Genomic DNA, 19,279 nt, shown 5'->3' with positions numbered 1-19,279 from the left:
GCGGTTTCGCTGCTCATTGAGATGGTCGCGAAAAGAATGATGGCGGCGGTTGCGCTACCTCATCTTTTCGAAGGTGCCATGTTGAATGTGGTTTTGGTTGGTAACGATGCGAATGAAATAGCGACCCGGGGCAAGTGTGGAAATATCCACTGCGTCCATGGGGGGTGAACTGCTGCGATGCACGAGTTGCCGACCGGAAATGTCCGCAATGACAATTTCCTTGGCGTAACCTTCGGGGGACGTTATCCGGATCATCTTGGTGGCCGGGTTGGGCCAGATCCGGAGCGATCCACCGGACTCTTCCGGGCCTAAAATACCCGTATGGTCCACTGGGCCGAAGTACACTGGGAAAGGAAAGAGGTAGTCCCATAAAAAGTCAATGGTGACGCTGTCGTTGGTCAGCATGTTGTACTGGCCGAACCCTAATCCGGTGGAGAACTGGAAAAGGCGATACCGTCCATGAGCGCTATGCCGAAGTGCCCCTGCGCATAGGGCAAATACGGCGCATGGAACAGGCTGGTGTCCCACGTGATGGTCATGGGAGGGGTCCAGTTTATGGCATCAATGCTAGTGCCATCGAAATTGGGGTATTGGGAATAGGGGTAGGCGTTTGTATTAGTAGTATCACCGATGGCATTTGTCCTGAATACATGGAATAAGCCATCATCTACATCTACCGGCCCTTCACCCAGTAAGGTGTCCACATTAGGACCTGGCCAAGGATTAGAACCCAATGTGGCCGTGGTGTCATACACCATCCAAATGGTATCCCTCGCCCCGGTTCCATCCTCAAAGGCCAGGTGGAAGCGCCAGGTGGGCTGGGCGATGGTGGTAAGTGAGAGGGCCAAGACGACCAGAGCGAGGATGAAGCGCATGGCAGGAGGGGTTGCTTGGGGTCAGACAAGGTAAGGAGTGTTTTCGCTGCTTGGTGCTGGGCATTTGTTCACAACTCTCCCTTGGTGGCTCCCCCGACCGGTGTGGAATATGGCCTCGCTGTCCGGCTTTAGGTAATCGGCCACCACATTAAATTGCCCGGATGAGGCACCTGAAAATAACGGGTCATCAGCCCAGTGGCGGTCCCGGTGGGCACGTTCCAATCAAAAAGATTCTGGTCCGGAACCGGGTTGTTCACCCAGTCAGGCAGTGCATGCAGCGGCCAATTTGGGGTTCCAGTAGGAGCAGGGTCGTCCGTAGGGTCCGCATAGTCCAATTCCACAAGGATGACCAATGCCCTCAACGTGCCGTGCGGGTATATGTATTCGCCATTTTGGCTTTCGTACAATTGTCCGCCCTGTGCTCCTCCGTTCATTTGCCCGTTGCCGGGGAACGGGTCATCATAGAGGCACTGTCCGTTGGCCGTGGTGGCTGCGAACAGCACAAACCACAGTAGGTTACTCCACTTTTTGGAATTCTGCATGGCGCATTGGTTTTTGAGGTGATTCCAGAGTGATGTGGTAGGTTTCAGGAGGCAAGGACGAAATATCCCACACATAATGCGCGGCGTGCCCGGTAAGCATTTCCGAATGGACCAACCGGCCCAACTGGTCACGCACGGTGAACCGTGCCGCGCCATCGATCAAGGGGAAGTGCAGCCAGTGGGATGCCGGATTGGGCCACACATTGAGCTTTGTCGACGCCGGACTCTCCTCTATGCCGATCGTGCTTCCTTCACCTGAAAAGTAGAGGCTGAAGGGGAATAAAATCTGTACGTCTTCATCCACGAACACACTGTTCGTAGTGAGCATATTGAATCCATCACCGGAGCCATCATTGGAGTGAAAGAAGAAATAATTTCCATCCAAGTATGCTCTATTGACGCTCCCCTGCGCGTATGGTAGGTAAGGGGCATGAAACAGGCTGGTGTCCCAACGGATGGTCATGGGGGGGGTCCAGTTGATGGCGTCGATGTTGTCCCCTGTTTCAAAAATCGGAAACCATATGTATGGAAACGCCATCGTATTTGTTGAATCGATAAAATCATTAATGGTGAAGACGTGGAAACTACCGTCTCCATAGTTTAGAAGGCTTTGGCTTTGCACATATGCGGCCGAATCCAACGGCCAATGCGATTGGGTTTGCGTTACAGCTGTATCATAGATGAACCAGAGCGTATCCTTGGCCCCGGTTCCATCTTCAAAAGCCAAGTGGAAGCGCCATGTGGGCTGCGCTGCCACAGCAATAGCAAGAGTATAGGCGAGGACGAGGAGAAGGTTGCGGGGCATGAGGTGCGGGCTTGGAGATGAACGAAGTTAGTTTTCTTGTGCGGTCACCATGCCCCCAAGAATCAACCTTTCAATCCGATCCCTGACGTAAGAACATCCCCCGCAACCGCCGCCCATCCGCCGCATTCGGCCACAGGTCCGTGAACGACGAACCGGTAATGCGCATGAAGGCGATGGTCTGGTACACGGCGTTGATGGAATAGGCCAGTGTGGCGGAGATCGCGGCACCGAAGAGGCCGTAGGCCGGGATCAACAGCAGCCCGGCCACCACCGTGGCCACCAGCCCCAGCCCGGAGCCGATCACGTTGTGGACGTTGCGCGCCGTGCCGCTGAAGAAGTGGCTGTACGCCTGTGAAGCGGCCATGCTGAGGATGCCCGGCACCAAGAGTAGGATCAGTGGCGTGATGCCGACCACTTCCGGCCCGAAGACCCATTGGAACACGGTGGACGGTAAGAGTACGAGCACGAGCACCACGGCGGAGGCACAGGCCATGGAGGTCTTGAGGAAGGTGAGCGTCAACAGGCGTTGTCCTTCCGGCCCTTCGGTGTTGCTGATCTTGCTGTAGAGCACCACGGCCAGGCTCTTCGGCACCAGCCAAGCACCTTCCGCCAGTTGGTTGGCCACGGTGTAGATCCCAAGCGCTGCCGTGTTCTGGAATTTCTCGATCAGCCAGTAGGCCAGGCGGTAGTTCATCAACTGCATGCCATTCGCCACCTGCACGTAGGCGCCTTGCCGGAGGAGCAGGCGGATCACGTGCTGTGGCGCTTCCGCATGCGGCTTCACATGCTTGCGCATGGAAAAAATGCTGAGCAACAAGGCGGCCCCGATGGAGATGTAGGAGGCCGTGATGAAGGCATGGGCATCGGCTTCCGGGGCACGGGCCAATACGCCGAACGCCGCCACCAGCACCACGGCCTGCACCACGGCGATGATGTTGTTCGCCCGGATCCGCTGCTGCCCGATGAGCACGCTGAGGTGGATCGCGTGGATGCCTTGCAGGAAGGCCAGCACCGCAACATCGCCTGCATAGCCTTCCGGCACCAGCTTGAACACGCGCACGATGCCGTAACCCACGCCTGCTGCCAGTACCGCCCACAGGTAGCCCGGCCGCAGCAGGCGCCCCAAAGCCACACGCGGCACGAGGTACACCAAGGCGCTGCCGCCAACGAGGTCCATGCCCAAGCGGATCAGCGTGATGCCGAGCACGATCAAGCCGATGGTGCCCAGGCCTTCCAAGCCGAGGCGGTGCCCGGCGATCACGGAGATCAGCAGGCCCATCGCCGTGGTGATGATGCGCGCTGCGATGGTGCCCGTGATGACCTTCAGCATGGCTTACAGCTCGTTGAGGTCATCGTGTTCGCTCTCGCGGCTTTTCTTCGCGGTGCGTTTAGGGCCCTTCTTGCGGTCACTTTTACCATTAGAGTGCCGCATCCCGTCCACCAGCGTGATGTCGCCGACCGCGCTGAGGGTCCGGATCCCTTTGGACCAAGGGGCCTTCAGCGGCTCGAAGTAGCGGACGGTCTCTTCGGCAAAGCCGGAAGGTGAGAGTTGCGTGACGCGGTTGAGCGCGATCCGCACCGTTCCCGCGACGCTGTGGTCCTGGGCAGGGCGCCACAGTTCCTCGCCACGCCGGAAAGGGGTTCCGCCGGGGCGTGCCGAGCGGATGTCCGTCTTGATCGGGTTCAGGGCATGGGGCGTGTACGGCCCTTCAACGTGCTCGGCATGGTAGGCGTAGAGCGACGTGTTCTCCAATGGCGCTTTCGTGCCGAACAGCCACCACCGTCCGTCATGGCGGAAAAGGGTGGGGGAGCACAGTGCTTCATCCAGCAACGTCCGGACCGGCGTCAAGGCCGTCTGATCCTCATTCAAACTGTACAGAACGACCTGCCCTCCGCTGCCATTCTCCGGGACCACATATACCGCGCCTTCATGCTCCACGATGAACGGATAGGAGAGGCGGCCACCCCCGGTCAGCAGATCACGGGAGCGCTTGAGGTTGTTGTCCCGCTTGGGGCGCAGCCTTCCGATCACGGATCTCCCTTGCTCGTGATCATGCTTCTCGTACAGCGTGCTCAACTTGCCGTCCGTGAAGATCCCGAAGGGTGTCGATCGCCATCGGCCGTTGCCCGGCGGCGGCAGCCAGCGCACGTTCAGGCTCGGTCTGTCCTCCAGCAGTGACGCAATGGGTTGTGGAAGCACGCCGAAGTTCCATTCCTCCGGTCCGGATGCCCTGGTGGACCGTTTTCCGCCGACAAGCTGTTTCCACCATAGCTGGAGCATTTCCACATTGGAGGGAGAAGGGGCGGACGGGGTTAACGGGTCTGCCTCGGTGCCGATCGCGGCTTCCGGATCGCCGGATATGAGCGCCCAGCAGACCTGGGCCGGCCACTCCGCACAGCATTGAAGCACGGTCTCCGCGATCTCGTCCACGGAACGTCCGCCCGCCCCGAAGCAGCCACTGCGTAGTACAGACCCGCTCCCTTGGCCGTTGGGCGAGCGTTGGAGAGAGACCGAGACAACGGGGTCTCCGTTCAGTGTCTCGCGTAGGCCGGGTATCTCATCGGCACCGGGAAGCCGTTCACCATGGATGAACCGCCAGGTTCCTAAGCGCGGAAGGTTGTGGAAACTTTCCGGAAGTTCAGCGGAAGAAAGTTGCAAGAGCACGTCCGGGTGAAAGCCTCGCAGTTTTTCAAGTTCCGCGGAGGAAGGGCCGCCCCCGAACGGGATGCGGGGAAGTCCGTTCAAGAGGCCGGGAGATCCCGCACGCTCCAATGCCTTTGCGGGGGAGCGTCTTCCGGACCACCGGCGGTATAGGATGGAAGTCTTTTCCTCGTGCTGGGCATCAGCGGTTTCGGCGAGGAATACGAGCTCGATTCCGGGCACTTCCAAAAGCGCCTGCATGCACTGCCCCTGCCAGTGCCGCAGTTTTTCCGCTTCCCCGATGATGCCGATGCGCAGTCTGCTTTCAGCCATTAGCAAGGGCTTTTTGGTAGACCGCATCAAAGCCATCCGCGACCGCCTTCGGGCTGAAGTGGTGGCTCACACTTTCACGCACGGTGGCAGGGGCGTAGTTCGCATGGTCCTTCGCTATGCGCACCATGGCCTGCGTGAGCGCGTCATCGTCCGCAACAGGGATCAGCATGCCGTTCTGCGCAGTGATGAAGGCCTCCGGGCCGCCGCAGCGGGTCGCGATCACCGGCTTTCCCGAAGCCAGCGCCTCACCCGTCACCACGCTGAAGGTCTCGAAATTGCTATTGATGATCACCGTGCCGGTGGAGGCCAAGGCGGGAAGCACATCAGCGTGCGCCAGCCTTCCGTGCCAGCGGACCTGTGCTTCAATGCCAAGCTGTTCCGCCAAGGCGTGCAGCATGTTCCGGTCCGGTCCGTCGCCGATGATTTCCAGTTTGAAGTCGTGGCCTTGGGCGCGTGCCGTCGCCAGCGCGCGAAGTACCCCGCTGACGTTCTTCGTGCGGTCCACCAGGTCGGCCACCATCATGAAATGTCCTGCCGGGCCGCGCGGCGTAAGAGCACGGTCCATACCCGGCACCACGTTCGGTACCACTGCATGGGTCGTTCCCAGGTCTGCCTTCACCAATGCTGCGGCCAAGTGCGGGCTAACAGCGGTCAGCGCTGCGGCCTGCTTGAAGAGAAAGCGGTCGGTCGCTCTGGCCACCGGGCTTTTCCGCATCCACGTGCCGTCCAAGTGGACGCTGCTCTGCTCGCTCGATACGAAGGGTACGCCCCATTTCCGGCTGAGCCGCCACGCCATCCAGACCGGGCGGGTGAGGATATGGGCATGGATCAGGTCCGGCAGGCCGCGTTCGCGGATCAACCGGTCGATCCCGCTCCGGACGGTGCGGCGGTACAGGAAGAAGTTCACCGCTTTTCGCAATGGGGCGGCGTTCAACGTGCTGGGCCGGTAATAGCAGCGCAGCTCCCATGCTCCGGCGCTTTCATCCAGCACTTCTTCGTAGGTGTTCTCCAAGTCCTTCACCGGGCAGGGGTAGATCACGCTCACCTTGTGCCGCTCGGCCACGGCCAGCATCTGTTTCCGGATGAAGTCGCCCAATTGCGGATCGGGGCGGCCCGGGTACCATTTGGGCAGGACGAGGACATGCATGCATGGCAAAGTAACGCGGTGGCGCGGCTCGGATTATATTTGCGGCCCGTTTGGCGCATTGCCCGGCGGAAATGGTGGATGTAGCTCAGTTGGTTAGAGCGCCGGATTGTGATTCCGGAGGTCGCCGGTTCAAGCCCGGTCTTCCACCCAAGCATGAAGCCCCGAGAGGGGCTTTTTGCATTTGGGGGAAAGAAAAGCCGCAAAGCGGCTACCGGCCGCGCAGCGAGCGGTGGATTGAAATTTATCCCGCGCTTGACGCGGGAAGCCCGGTCTTCCACCCATCCTACGTGATGATGTCGATCCTCATGGATGTGCCCACGAGGTCGAGACCCTGCCCATCTAACTCCTCATCCTCTTCACTTCGGATCTCAACAAGCATGATCTTTTCCTCGCCGATCGAAGCGGTCAGAACATCGATGGAAGTGGGGACTTTGTTCGCCCGATCGATACCGTTGTGCCTTGTCCCGGAAAAAGGAAGGTCATGGTAGCTCTTCACCGGCTCCTTCTTCACATCCTTCAACTTGGCAATGAACTCCTGTTGGTACTTCTCCGTGGCCACTGTATCGATCACCTTGACCAACAGGATGCCGCAACCACTTGTGCCATCCACGGAAATGCCGTGCTCTTCCGATCCAGCGACCAAGGGTTCCACTTTCCAATTGCCCGGATAGTTGAAGCTGATCCGTCCCCATGTCTTGCTTTTTGGATGAAGCAGGTCCGGGTCCTGTTGCAGCTCAACATGATTGATCAATACATCGGCCACGCCCTTCAACAGTCCTTGTTCCACGAGCTGCGCTTTGATCGCTGGTTGGCTGCTGCCTTTTTTACGCATCTCCTTGATGGTGCGGAGGTATTCCTTGCGTTGTGCATACTCCGGCATGTTGTCCACAACAGCCAAGGCCCGGCGCTTGCGGAGGTATTGGCCGAGCAGAGCGGCCAACATGAGGCCGACGATCGGGAGGACGAATTGCAAGAAGTCCTCCATCTTTATTCGGTTGTCAGGCCGGGGAAGTGCTTTTTCACCATGGTCAGAATGTAAGCGGATTCCTGAATGGCACCGGGTATGCTGTGCTCCTTGCCATCTGCCGATATGATGGTAATGAACGTGCTGAACTGCTGAGCGGAAACCGCCTTGGCGGAGGTGATCTCTCCCCATGGGATCGATGTTCCCCCGATCGCGATCTGTTCATCATCCACGGAAACGGTGAATTCATACCACTTGACGAGCTTCGAGATCTCATACACGGCAAAACCACCAATGGCCAGAAGAGCGACCGGACCGTACGTCAGATCAAGGTCCGGGTCGGCGATGATGAAGATTCCGAACCCGATCAATACGATGGAGGCCAAGGGGCGGAAGATGAGCATGAACTTCATCATGGGCTGGATCCCGTAGGTGTTGGTGGTCATGGCGGGGAAGATTTGGTAAGGTGGTCGGGTGGGAACAGGTTCGGGTCGGCTCTTTTGGACGTATTGGGCTGAAGTTATCTGGCCAGGGTCACATGACCGATCCTTTCGAGGTGCTCAATGCACTCTTTGATGGGACGGTCATGTAGGTTCACTGCTTCACCACCCGCTGCGTGTACCGCTGGCCATCCGCAGTGATTACGGTTACGAAGTACATGCCGGGTGGGACTTCGGCACCGGAGGTGGTGCGGCCGTCCCAAACAACCTCGATGCCATTTCCGGAATGCTGGCTAAACAGAGGCGCTCCAAGGGCATCCGTAATTCTCACTTCAGTCATGCCAATGGCTGATAACTTGATGTTCAGTGATGCTGAGAATGGATTGGGCAGCACGGTCATCTGTGACAATGGCCGTTCACTGAGGTGGGTAAAGAAGTCCACGTGGACAGTGTCGCTCAAAGACCCACAAATATCTTGTATGGTGTAGATGTAGTCGCCCGTAACAAGGGCTCCGAGACTCTGGTTGCTTGAAGTAAAACCATTAGGGCCGGTCCAGCTCACTTGATATGGAATTGTGCCACCCCACAAGTTCAAGGAAATTGCCCCATCATAGGAAGATCCGGTGCTAGCAGGTGTCGGTATTCCCACGCTGACCTCAAGTGGAATGTATGGTGAACCATCACAGCTCCCTGGGCCTCCCTCATAGCCGATGTCATTGACGGCGGTTCCTTGGGAAGGGGGAAAACAAGCGTCGTTGTATTGAGGATTTGGATCGCCCGCATTGATACAAGGTGAGAAGGCCAGCAACGTGAGAGTTGAGTCGTTGAGGAATTGTGGGTCATAGTTGATGTTTCCTGCGCCCGCCCATCCGCCCTGAATGTCTGTGTGAGCCACATCCACTGCGAGCGAAAGCAATGGAGCGGTATTGTCCCATATGATCGAGTTGACGATGCGTAGAGTATCCGTGATACTTCGAATGCAGTCGGCATCGTTGAACGCGAACGTGCAGTTCACCACGCTTGCAAGACCCGTACAATCGGCACGAATGGCGCTCCCATCGGGATGGGCAACCGACCCCAGGCCGCTGTGCGTTGCGATGAAGCGACTGTGTGAAACGATACAGTTTGACATATCCAACGTTCCTTGCACGTACACCCCCCCTCCCAGAGTAACTGCGGCGGCGTAGATCCCATTCGCATTTGCTTGGGCCAGATTATCGGTAAGAAGTGAGTTCCTGATCACGAGGTCACCGACAGCTGCAATGCCGCCACCGGCAGCGGTACTCGCGACCCCATATCCTGAGTATATGTAATTATCTCGAATGATACAACGGATCATTGTAAGTGAGCCCATGCCGAGATAAACACCGCCACCAAGTACCCATCCACTGCTAACACAGGAATTCTTCTCAATGAGACAGTCTGTGAGTTCATGCGCGCCGGGACCGATAAAGCTCAATCCTCCGCCATCAGCTGCGGTATTGTTAGAGAATGTGCAATGCGCGATGGTCGGCTCTGCGTTGTCGATCCTGACCGCGCTATTCGTAGCGTTACTTACTCGGCAGTACTTCATGATAGAGCCGGGTGGTGAGAACGTGAACAGGATTCCTTGCCAGCCGCTGATCGAATCAACTTTGGAAAAGACAATGGAGTCACATGGGCTGGCCGACGCGTCCGAGATCAACGTACCGGTCACCTCGATCATGTAGTCCCCTGTGCTCAAGACAGTGACACCAGGCTCGATCACGAGATGGCTGATTTGTAGATCATCATCCAAGAAGTATGGCGACCCAGCTGCGGTCCAAGTTTGACCAACGATATTGCCGGAGACATGTGTTTGCGCACTTCCGTTCAGACTTGCCAGTGTAGCAAGGATGAGAGTGAGTAGTAGTTGCTTCATCTTATTCGGTGTTTTAGTGGATTATGTAAAGCTCTTCTTTTTCTGGTGGTTTACAAACTGTTCAGTGCCGCGCCAGATGTCACTTCCTTTTCACCACATACCAGTTCCAGTGCAGTTTCCAGTAGATCATGGGCAGAAAGGACAGGTTCACGTCCAGCTCGCTCAAGGGGTTGTCTTCTTCATCGGCGTAGAACACGGCGCCGAGGCCGAGCTCCATGTTATAGGATGCGCTCTTGCGTTCACGGTTGAAGCGCTCGCGCACCCAGCCCAGGGCGAACATGCTCTCGTCCACTTGGGCGCTCAAGTTGGTGCCGCCGCGAATGGCGATGCCGTTGCGCACGATCTTCCGGTCATACTTGTCGTAGCGTTCGCCGAGCATCACATCGAAGCCGCCGGCAAAGAAGGGTGTGACGGTGAAACGCGTATCCCGGTCATCCCCGAGCAGATTCCCATAGCCATCGTAATAGGTGGTTCGGCGGGCGACAAGCGATGGCCGTAAGAAAATTCCCGCTTCCAGCACCACGTTCTTGGCCACGTAGCTGCGCACCGGGAATCCGACAATGCCGCCGCCGCCGAGGGCCACGCCTAAGCCGAAAACGCCACCGTACTGCGACATGTCGGGTTTTTCTTCGAGCGGGTCCGTAAGGGTCTCGCGTGTGATGCGGGCGACCTCGTCCATGGGGTAGACGAATACGCTGCCGTCGGCGGTCTTCAACTTCAGGCTTTCGCTGGGTACCTGTTCGATGATCGTGCCGCGCAGTATGGACCCGTTCTTCAGTTCCACCACGTCGACGGTGGTTTGTGCGGCCATGTTGAGGGTGGCCAACGTCGCCAGAAGAATGTACCAGGTGCGGATGTTCGGGAAGGTCATGGAGGTCGGTATTTGTTTGGTCTTTGGGGAATGGTTCGATCAGTGGCTGAGCACTAAGCAGCCCGACACGAGATCGTGAAGCGCTTGATGCTTTTTTGTTGTTCCGGCCATGAGGTAGCCGATACCGAGGGTGAGCGTGGAGAGGGCCTTGCCATAGAACCGGGCGGATGCGGACATGAAATCCAAGCGGTCGCCGTGGAGGTCGGTGACGTAGATGCCCACGGCGAGTTTCCCGGGCGTGGCCTGCAGGGGCGAACATTCGAAGCCGCTCCAGTAGCTCCAGCACACGGCGAGCAGGAAGGTGAGCGCGGCGACCATGCCGGCCACCGGGGCATCGGGGCGCGAGAGGCTTATCAGCGCCTCGCCACCGGCAAGTTTGATCATCGCGCCGACGCCGATCAGCACCACCAGATCGATCATCAGGGCGGCGAATCGCTTCCAGAACCCGGCGTAAGGTCGGGCTGCCTGATGGATGATCGCTGGGTTGTTCATGGTCGGAATGATGCTGTTGGTCCTGATCTCAAAATGTGAAGGAGAGTGTTCCGCCCAGGGCGGTCTGGCCATTGATGGTCGTGGTGCCGGGCAGGAACGACGTGCTGCCGCCCGTCACTTCATTGTAGCGGAGCATGGACCTTTTGATAAGGCCTTTTTGGCCGGACCCGGCGATGGCGCCGATGAGCAGGATGCCGGCCCCGCCCGCGAGCAGCCCGGTGCCTCCGTCGTTGCCGGAGAGGGTGATCGCCAGGCCGCCGGCCATCACCAGGTCGCCGATGATGATGCCCGTCAGGCTCACTGCGCGCTTCGTGGAGATCTTGCGCATGTTCCGCACGATCTGCTCATCGCCCGTGGCCATGAAGATCGCTTTGAGCTCCTTTCCTTTCATCCCGAACACGGGGCGCTCGCCGTAGGTGCTGTGCTTGAGCGGGTCGGTGACGTTGAACTGCTGCTTCTGCTGGGCGGTGGCGAGCAGGGGCAAAAGCAGCAAGGGCAGAGTGGCGAGGCGGAGGGCGGCAAATGCTTTCATGGTCGATGGTGGTTTGTTGGTGGTTTCGCCGGGGTCCGATCCGTCGGCGATGCAAGGTTCGGGGCATGCCGCACCATCGTGTTTTCGAGTTCGTCGCAAAGACTTGCGACGATGTAGCACTTGCGGAAATGGCGCAAGAATTCGATTTTGTCGCAAAAAGTAACAGCCTGTCGTTCAGGCGGTTGCGCTGTCAGGTGCGCCGCAGGAAGGAGCTGGGCGGCTGCCCCCAGAAATCCTTGAAGGCATTGGAGAACGAGGACGGGTTCTCATAGCCCGACCGCTCCATGGCCTCGGTCACGTTGCATACGCCGCGTTCCAGCAGCTCGCGCGCGGCCTTCATGCGCTTCTCGCGGATCAGGTCCTTCGGCGGCCGGTCGATCAGGGCGGTGAGCTTGCGGCTCAAGTTGCCCCGGCTCATCGCCACCATGTCGGCCAAGCTTTCCACGCTCAGGCCCGGCTCGTGGAAGTGTTGCCCGATCAAATGATGGACCTGTTCAAGGAAGATCCGGTCCATGTCGCGCACGGGGTCCAGTGCTTGTGCCGGCACGGTGCCGATCGCTGCCCGGTTCAGGTCCATCACTTTCCGCGTGCGCAGGATGGCGTTGCGGGCGCGGGCCAGCAATTCGCGCGGCTCGTAGGGCTTGGGCAGGAAGTCGTCCGCTCCCTCATGCAGCCCGCGGATGCGCTCCTCCATGTCCGTGATCGCGGTGAGCATGATCACCGGCACGTGCGAGGTGCGTATGTCGTTCTTCAGTGTGCGGCAGACCTCGAAACCGTCCTTCAGCGGCATCATCACGTCCGTGATGACCACGTCGGGCACCAGGTCGAACGCCTTCGCTATACCTTCTTCGCCATTGAACGCGCTGAAGGTGCGGAACTCCGTCCGGAGCAGTTCGGCGATGGCGGCGTTCAGGTCGTGGTCGTCCTCGATCACCAAAGCGATCGGCCTGCCGTCCGGACCGTTGTCGGTGGGTTCCTCGTCCGCGATCGTCCTTTCGCTTGAAGCCGGGTTGGCCGCAGCAATTGGATTTACGGGCGTCGCGACCACGTCCCGGCCGACCTTCAAGGGAAGCTCCAGATGAATGGACGTGCCCTGCCCGACGGCGCTTTCCACGGACCACTTTCCACCGTGCATTTCCATGATCTGCCTCACATGGAAGAGTCCGACGCCTGCGCCCACCTTCCCGGTCACTTGCGGGCCGTCGGTGCGCTCGTACAATTCAAAAATGCGTTGATGGTCCTCCGCTGCGATCCCCGGGCCGGTATCCTGCACGGTGATCCTTGCCGCATCGGCACCGTCGCCTGTGTGGATGCTCGAAACAGAGGCGGTGATCCTCCCGCCGTCCGGGGTGAACTTGAACGCGTTCGTCAACAGGTTCTCCACGGCCATGGTGATCTTGGTGCGATCGAGCTCCGCGATCGGATCGCCCGGTGCGGGCACGAATGAGAGTTCGATGGAACGATCGGCGGCCATCGGCCGGAAGTCCGCCAGGATGACGTGTACCAGTTCATTGATACTGGTCGGTCGGGTGTCCAGTGCGATGTGGTCGCGCTCCAGGCGGGCGGTCTCCAACAACGCGGTGATCCGGCCCGTGAGCTTGTCCACACTGCGGCGCAACACTTGTGTGGTGGGTTCATCCATGTGCCCGTTCGGATGGCTGGCGAGTTGCTCCACGCGTTGCTTGATCAGCGTCAAGGGAGTCCGTAGGTCGTGTGCGAGGTTGATGAAGAAACGGGCCCTGCGTTGATCCTCGGCCTTTGCCCGGACCGCCTCATCGTGTTCGAAGCCGACTTGATAACGCAGGCGGATCCGGCTCAGGACGATCCAGCCCAGACCGAACAGGAAGGATGCGCCGCACACGATGAACAGGGCCGTGGCCGTGGAGGTACGGTACCACGGTGGCGCGATGATCAGATGGAGCGAGCGATACTGGTCGTTCCATACACCGTCATTATTGGCGGCTTTCACCCGCAGTTCGTACCTGCCGGGATCGAGGTTGGTGAATGACACTTGGTTCTGCGTGCCGAGCTGCACCCACTCATCGGCATATCCGTGCAACATGTACGCGAAGCGGTTCTTCTCCGGCGAGATGAAACTGAGCGCTGCGAATTGTACCGTGAGGTCGTTCTGCTCATGGCTCAGTTCGAGCGAATCCTGATAAACGATCGAACGGTGCAGAGGCGAACCCGGCGCACCGACCCCCATAGCGGTGTTGCCCACCATCAATCCGGTGAAGGCTATCCGTGGGCGATGCGGGTTCAATTGGATCGAATCCGGGTAGAAGGAGTTGAACCCGTTGACACCGCCGAAGAAGATCTCGCCGTCGGCGGCCTGGAAGGACACCGTTGCGTTGAATTCCAGGCTTTGCACCCGGTCACGTTCATCATACGTGCGAATGCCCCCGTCACGTTGGTCCAAACAACCGATCCCTGCGTTCGAGGTGAACCAGACCCGATCAAGGCGATCAATTTCGATGGCATAGATCACGTTGTTCGGTAGACCGGTTTTGGTGGTCAGTGCCGAGAACAGGCCGGTCGCCCGGTCGTACCGGTTCAATCCACCACCATAGGTCCCCAGCCAGATCATGCCCCGGCCGTCTTCCCGAACAGAGGTGACGAAGCCATTGGAGAGGCTTCCGGGAACATCCGGGTCAGGCGAATGCACCTTCAGGTCCGCGATCGAACGCTCCTTTGCGTTGAAGGTGAACGTGTACACCCCCTTGTTCATCGTCCCGAACCAATAGGTGCCGGTCCTATCCCTGTATGTGCTGAAGGGGTCGTCGAGTTCTAGCCGCAAAACGGACCCCGATAGCTCTTTCGTGGACAAAAGCATCCCGTCCGGCGCGATCAGGTCCATCCGGTGACCCGTGAACATGCTTCCATCCGGGTTGACGCAAAGCGATTTGCCCCATGCTACGGATCGTTCCGGACCGGCTTCGTATGGTCTTGGTCGTGACAGGTCCGGGTGCCAGCAGAACAAGCCGTTCGCACGGGTTCTTCCCCACACATTCCCCCTGTGGTCCAAGGCAAGTCCCTGAAAGGCGACCTCTTCGGAATTGGGCCGGTTCGGCACAAGGTTCATCACCGACCTCAGATCAGGCTGTATCAAGTCCAAGCCCCGCTGCATTCCGACCCAGATCCTGCCCAATGGATCTTTCAGTATAGAGCGGATCTTGGTGTCACAGAATGGCAGGTCGTGATCACCGCCTGGGCCGAAGTGGTGGAATTTCGCCGATATGGGATCGATCTGGAAGAGGCCTTCGTAGCTGCCGACCCAGATGGCCCCGTCCGTTCCTTCGGTAAGATCGGTCAACTGGATGTTCACGTCCGAATGCCGTGGAAGGGGCAATTTGATCCGCTCTGACGAGCCGTCGGGGTCCATGAAATACAGGCCGGTGGCTGTCATCCCCAAGTGACCATGCGGTAGCGGGAACATTTTTCGGATGACCTGGCCGTCCAGCAGGCTCATCTTGCTGAATCGGTCCTCGTGTCCATGGCGTCTGAAAAAGGCATCAGGAGTGGCGGCATAGACCTCCATGTCCATTCCTGCGCTCATTTGAAGGTACTCCCTTCTTATATCAGGCAGGCCCATTCGGGCCGGGTCCAGTAATGTGGCCGTTCCCAGATCATCGGAAAGCTCGAACAGCATCCCCGTATCCGGTGCCAGTCTGGCGGTGAACATCACGTTGTCGCCTGTTCCGGCGATACTGACCACTTGCGCCTTCTCAGGGACGACGTGAAGAAGTGAATGTATGTTGACGATGGACCGGGAAACGGGGTCGAACTGATAGAGCCCCGCGTCCGTTCCCAACAGCACCGTCCCATTCCCGCGATCGAACAGGAAGCGCACTGTGTTTGCTCCTGGATCATTGGCATGATCAGGGTATAGCGGAAGTACGTTGAACAATTCCCGATCACGGTCGAACAGGATGATCCCGGCCTCATCGGTCCCTCCCAGCAGATACCCTCCGGATGTATAGATCAGCTTGTAAATACGTGCGACCCCCACTTCGGTCGTGTCCCGTAGGAACCGCCTGAAAACCTTGAATTCCTTCCCGTCAAAGCGGTCCACGCCATCTTCCGTGCTGATCCAGAGGAATCCAAGATCGTCTTGGACAACACTTGAAACAGTTGTTTGAGAAAGCCCGTCCCGTGCGGACCAGTTTCGGGTCATCCATTGCCGCGGACCGGTTTGAGCATGTCCCGGCGTACTGGATAGCATGCTGCTCAATAAAAACGTCCCGTATAAGATCGCTCTGAGCAGCGCGGACATGGCAGGTTCTTGTTGGGTTAATTCAACCGAGGTGGAAATTACAGTTCTGTTCCGGAATACGGATCTTTGAATGGAATATGTTTGGATCGTCTTCGCAGGAGGCATTGATATTGCCAGACCCGATCATCACGAGGATGATCACGCGGCGATGGAATTCTTAAGTTGATATAGAGGTACTTCGCTGTACCTGTACTCGTTTCGCCCTCTCCTTCAGCCTTCCGCCCCGTGCTTCGCATTCTTCAGCACCGTGGCCAAGGTCCACGGGATGCGCTTGACGAACGGGGCTTGGCGCACCGGGCAATCCATGATCTGGCATACGGGGCACGACGCCGGGATACAAGGGTCCATGTGGATGAAGAACTCCACTTCGCGCCCTGAGCGCTGGTTCACAAGCTCATCCAGTGCGGAGATCTCCGAATGGGCCTTATCCAAGGAATAGTAGTAGGGCAGGGTGACGTGGCAGTCGATGTGCAGGGTGCTGCCGAAGGTGATCACACGGAAGTTGTGCATGTCGATCCATGCGGGACGACGATTCATTTCGATGATCCGCACCAGGTCCGAGGCCACCGCCATATCGGTCTCGTCCATGATGCCGCCGATGCTGCGCCGCACCACCTGCACGCCCTGCCGGATGATGAAGGCCGCGAAGCCGACCGCGAACAGGCTGTCCAACCAGTTCAGCCCCGTGGCCTGTATCACTAGGAGGCCCAATACCAAAGCGGCGCTGCTCCATGCATCGGAGAGCAGGTGCGTGCCCCCGGCCTCCATGGTCAATGAATGCGTCCGTTTCCCTTTGTTGCGCAACAACAGCCCAAGAGCCAGATTGGCTACGCCCGTGAAGGCGATCAATGCGGTGCCGGGGCCCAAATGATGGATCTCCACCCCTTGGAACAGCGCAACCGTGGCGCGGTAGATGATGATCGTGCCCGCTACTGCCACCAAGGTCCCCTCGATCGCCGCGCTGATGAATTCCACCTTGCCATGGCCGTACGGATGCTCCCTGTCGCGGGGTTTGGCCGCCAATATCAGGCTGTACAGCGCGAAGGAACCTGCGGCCACGTTCACGATGCTTTCCATGGCATCGCTCAGCACCGTGTTGCTATGGGTGATCCGCCAAGCGACGAACTTCACGGCCATCAACAGCACACCGGCTACCAGCACCCACGCCTGCAACCGGATATTTCCGATCTTTTCGGACATGCGGCCAAGGTAGCAGACCGGAGCAAGCCGTAAACTTGCGACCCCAATGACCAAAGCCAAGAAACCGGTGCTGATGAAGCCGGTCAACCTCTTCCTCGACCTGCTCAACAACGAGCGGACCGCAGGTCTGTTGCTTGTGATATGCACCGCTATCTCGCTGTGGCTCACCAATTCGCCTGCGGGCCCCGAATACGTGGCTTTTTGGGATCAGCAATTCGCCAGCCACTCGGTAACGCATTGGATCAACGATGGTCTGATGGCCATCTTCTTCCTGATGATCGGCCTGGAGCTGGAACGGGAGGTCTACATCGGCGAGCTCTCGAACATGAAGAAGGCCGCCCTGCCGGTGATCGCGGCCTTCGGCGGAATGCTCGTTCCGGCAGGGATACACCTGCTCTTCAACCACGGTACGCCCACGCAGGCCGGGGCGGGCATCCCCATGGCCACGGACATCGCCTTTGCCATCGGCATCCTTTCACTACTGGGGGACCGCGTCCCGTTTTCCTTGAAGGTCTTCCTCACCGCATTGGCCGTGATCGACGACCTCGGGGCCATCTTCACCATCGCGGTCTTCTATTCCGGCGGCATCCAGTGGGCCTACTTCGGCGGGGCCATGGGGATCTTTGCGGTGCTGTTGGCACTCAACCGGCTCAAGGTGTTCAATCTGATACCTTACTTGACCTTGGGCGCAGTGATGTGGTGGTTCATGCTCCATTCCGGCGTCCATGCCACGGTCACCGGCGTGCTGGTGGCCTTTGCGATACCGTTCGGCGATGGCAAGCCCGATACCATTTCCTGGAAGCTTCAGCACTTTCTCCACAAGCCCGTGGCCTTCATCATCATGCCGCTCTTCGCCTTGGCGAATACCTGCATCGTGCTGGGATCCGATTGGTATGAACATCTCCTTACCCTGAACAGCTACGGCATTTTCCTCGGCCTTGTGGTAGGTAAGCCTTTTGGGATCACGTTATTCTGTGCGGCTGCCATCGGCCTTGGCCTATGCACCCTGCCTACAGGTATCAGTTGGAAGAAACTCTTTGGTGTCGCGTGCTTGGCCGGCATCGGCTTCACCATGAGCATTTTCGTCACCACCCTGGCGTTCGATGATGCCGAGCATATCCTGATGTCGAAGACCACCATCCTGCTGTCATCACTTGTTGCGGGTATCCTCGGTTATGTTTGGCTTAGGTCGGTGCTCCCGCATCTGTCCCCGGAGGAAGGCGGATACGAGGACGTGGAGGAAGCGCAGAGTTGACTTGTTTGGTCCTCGGTCCTCGGTACCCTTTACCTTTGAGGCCATAGCCGAAAACAGGACAGATGGAAGTCAGATTGATCGAAGCCGCCTCGGAGATCGGGGCGGGAACGAGGGGGACCAGCATGGGCATGTGTGCACTGCGCGTGGCCGCTTGGAAAAAGGGCAGCGAACTCTTCGGCCATGCCGAGGAAAGCATCCTCCGGGATGAGAACGATGTGCTTTACGAGGACGATAAGGAGTCACCCAATGCCCACCATATCGACGGCTTGATCCGCTTTGAATCAGATCTCGCATATGAAGTGTACAAGTTTCTGAGAAACAACATATTTCCTATTGTTATCGGAGGTGATCATTCGATCGCGATCGGGTCTGTTTCCGGCACCAAGATGGCCTTCCCGAACGAGCGTGTCGGCGTGGTTTGGATCGATGCCCATGCCGACCTCCATAGCCCTTGGACCACGCCCAGCGGAAATGTCCACGGTATGCCTTTGTCCCTGCTGATGAACATCGAAATGAAGGGCCAGAACCGGCCCAAGATGTTCACTCTGGACGTTTGGGACCGGCTTCGGAAGATCGGCTCAAGCGGCCCCAAAGTGCTCCCTTCGGACCTGGTTTTCATCGGACTCCGGGATTATGAGGAGGAGGAAAGGGCCATTATCGAGGAGCACAACATCAAGGTGATCACAGTGAAGGAATTGCGTGAAAAGGGAGCCAAAGCCGTGGTGGCGGAGACATTGGCGCACCTCAGCACCTGCGATAAGGTCCATGTGAGCTTCGATGTGGACAGCCTCGACCCCTCCATTTCCGTCGGTACCGGTACCCCGGTGCCCGACGGGCTTTTCTTGGACGAGGCCCGCGAACTGCTCACCGGCTTCTGCTCCGACCCCAAAACCGTGACCTTGGACGTGGTGGAGATCAACCCCGCGCTGGATACCAAGAACTCCATGGCCGAGAACGTGCTCACCGTCATGGAACCGCTGTTCCCCATCCTTCGCGCCCGCTGATCGGA

At 58.4% G+C, this 19,279-nt stretch carries 17 protein-coding genes and 1 tRNA gene; 3 read left to right on the top strand and 15 right to left on the bottom strand.

The window, feature by feature from the left end; translation table 11 throughout:
* Positions 1-54 precede the first annotated feature (54 nt).
* From IPP95_04650 to IPP95_04620, 7 genes are all read right to left on the bottom strand, one after another.
* Positions 55-405 (bottom strand): T9SS type A sorting domain-containing protein, encoded by a 351-nt coding sequence (locus IPP95_04650; protein ID QQS73518.1) that lies wholly within the window; start codon positions 403-405, stop codon positions 55-57.
* 17 nt (positions 406-422) lie between these two features.
* Positions 423-875, bottom strand: a complete 453-nt coding sequence (locus IPP95_04645) for a hypothetical protein (protein QQS73517.1) — start codon at positions 873-875, stop codon at positions 423-425.
* Between the two features lie 128 nt (positions 876-1,003).
* Positions 1,004-1,417: a hypothetical protein gene (locus IPP95_04640; GenBank protein QQS73516.1), complete on the bottom strand. Its 414-nt coding sequence runs from the start codon at positions 1,415-1,417 to the stop codon at positions 1,004-1,006.
* Positions 1,392-2,222 (bottom strand): hypothetical protein, encoded by an 831-nt coding sequence (locus IPP95_04635; protein QQS73515.1) that lies wholly within the window; start codon positions 2,220-2,222, stop codon positions 1,392-1,394. The genes IPP95_04640 and IPP95_04635 overlap by 26 nt, the downstream gene beginning before the upstream one ends.
* Before the next feature lie 70 nt (positions 2,223-2,292).
* Positions 2,293-3,552, bottom strand: coding sequence for a polysaccharide biosynthesis C-terminal domain-containing protein (locus tag IPP95_04630; GenBank protein QQS73514.1), 1,260 nt, complete (start codon positions 3,550-3,552; stop codon positions 2,293-2,295).
* Positions 3,553-3,555: 3 nt separating this feature from the next.
* Positions 3,556-5,196 (bottom strand): hypothetical protein, encoded by a 1,641-nt coding sequence (locus IPP95_04625; protein ID QQS73513.1) that lies wholly within the window; start codon positions 5,194-5,196, stop codon positions 3,556-3,558.
* On the bottom strand, positions 5,189-6,343 hold the full coding sequence (locus IPP95_04620) for a glycosyltransferase (GenBank protein QQS73512.1): 1,155 nt from the start codon (positions 6,341-6,343) through the stop codon (positions 5,189-5,191). Before IPP95_04620 ends, IPP95_04625 begins: the two co-directional genes overlap by 8 nt.
* A gap of 73 nt (positions 6,344-6,416) precedes the next feature.
* On the opposite strand from IPP95_04620, the gene IPP95_04615 reads away from it, so the two are divergent.
* A tRNA-His gene (locus tag IPP95_04615) sits at positions 6,417-6,492 on the top strand.
* A gap of 134 nt (positions 6,493-6,626) precedes the next feature.
* On the opposite strand, the gene IPP95_04610 is transcribed toward IPP95_04615, so the two are convergent.
* From IPP95_04610 to IPP95_04575, 8 genes are all read right to left on the bottom strand, one after another.
* The gene (locus tag IPP95_04610) at positions 6,627-7,328 is read right to left on the bottom strand and encodes a hypothetical protein (protein QQS73511.1); all 702 of its coding nucleotides are present in this window, start codon (positions 7,326-7,328) and stop codon (positions 6,627-6,629) included.
* A 2-nt stretch (positions 7,329-7,330) separates the two neighbouring features.
* Positions 7,331-7,753 carry a hypothetical protein gene (locus tag IPP95_04605; protein QQS73510.1) on the bottom strand — a complete coding sequence of 141 codons (423 nt, stop codon included), beginning with the start codon at positions 7,751-7,753 and terminating at the stop codon, positions 7,331-7,333.
* A 148-nt stretch (positions 7,754-7,901) separates the two neighbouring features.
* Positions 7,902-9,647 (bottom strand): T9SS type A sorting domain-containing protein, encoded by a 1,746-nt coding sequence (locus IPP95_04600; protein QQS73509.1) that lies wholly within the window; start codon positions 9,645-9,647, stop codon positions 7,902-7,904.
* 79 nt (positions 9,648-9,726) lie between these two features.
* On the bottom strand, positions 9,727-10,518 hold the full coding sequence (locus IPP95_04595) for a hypothetical protein (protein QQS73508.1): 792 nt from the start codon (positions 10,516-10,518) through the stop codon (positions 9,727-9,729).
* A gap of 39 nt (positions 10,519-10,557) precedes the next feature.
* Complete coding sequence (locus IPP95_04590) at positions 10,558-11,010, bottom strand: RDD family protein (protein ID QQS73507.1); 453 nt, start codon at positions 11,008-11,010, stop codon at positions 10,558-10,560.
* Positions 11,011-11,038: 28 nt separating this feature from the next.
* The gene (locus IPP95_04585; protein QQS73506.1) at positions 11,039-11,542 is read right to left on the bottom strand and encodes a hypothetical protein; all 504 of its coding nucleotides are present in this window, start codon (positions 11,540-11,542) and stop codon (positions 11,039-11,041) included.
* A gap of 190 nt (positions 11,543-11,732) precedes the next feature.
* Positions 11,733-15,716 (bottom strand): response regulator, encoded by a 3,984-nt coding sequence (locus tag IPP95_04580; protein QQS73505.1) that lies wholly within the window; start codon positions 15,714-15,716, stop codon positions 11,733-11,735.
* Between the two features lie 309 nt (positions 15,717-16,025).
* Positions 16,026-17,015: a cation transporter gene (locus IPP95_04575; GenBank protein ID QQS73504.1), complete on the bottom strand. Its 990-nt coding sequence runs from the start codon at positions 17,013-17,015 to the stop codon at positions 16,026-16,028.
* Between the two features lie 73 nt (positions 17,016-17,088).
* On the opposite strand from IPP95_04575, the gene nhaA reads away from it, so the two are divergent.
* Together nhaA and rocF are read left to right on the top strand one after the other, a co-directional pair.
* A complete protein-coding gene (gene nhaA / locus IPP95_04570; protein QQS74193.1) occupies positions 17,089-18,270 on the top strand; it encodes a Na+/H+ antiporter NhaA in 1,182 nt (393 codons plus the stop codon).
* A 62-nt stretch (positions 18,271-18,332) separates the two neighbouring features.
* Entirely contained in the window at positions 18,333-19,274 is a 942-nt protein-coding gene (gene rocF / locus IPP95_04565; GenBank protein ID QQS73503.1) for an arginase, read from the top strand.
* Positions 19,275-19,279: the final 5 nt, after the last annotated feature.

The organism is Flavobacteriales bacterium, assembly GCA_016700415.1.
In the GTDB taxonomy this organism is placed as follows: domain Bacteria; phylum Bacteroidota; class Bacteroidia; order Flavobacteriales_F; family PHOS-HE28; genus PHOS-HE28.
Note: the sequence above shows the minus strand (reverse complement) of the source record. Positions and strands in the feature narration are given on the sequence as shown.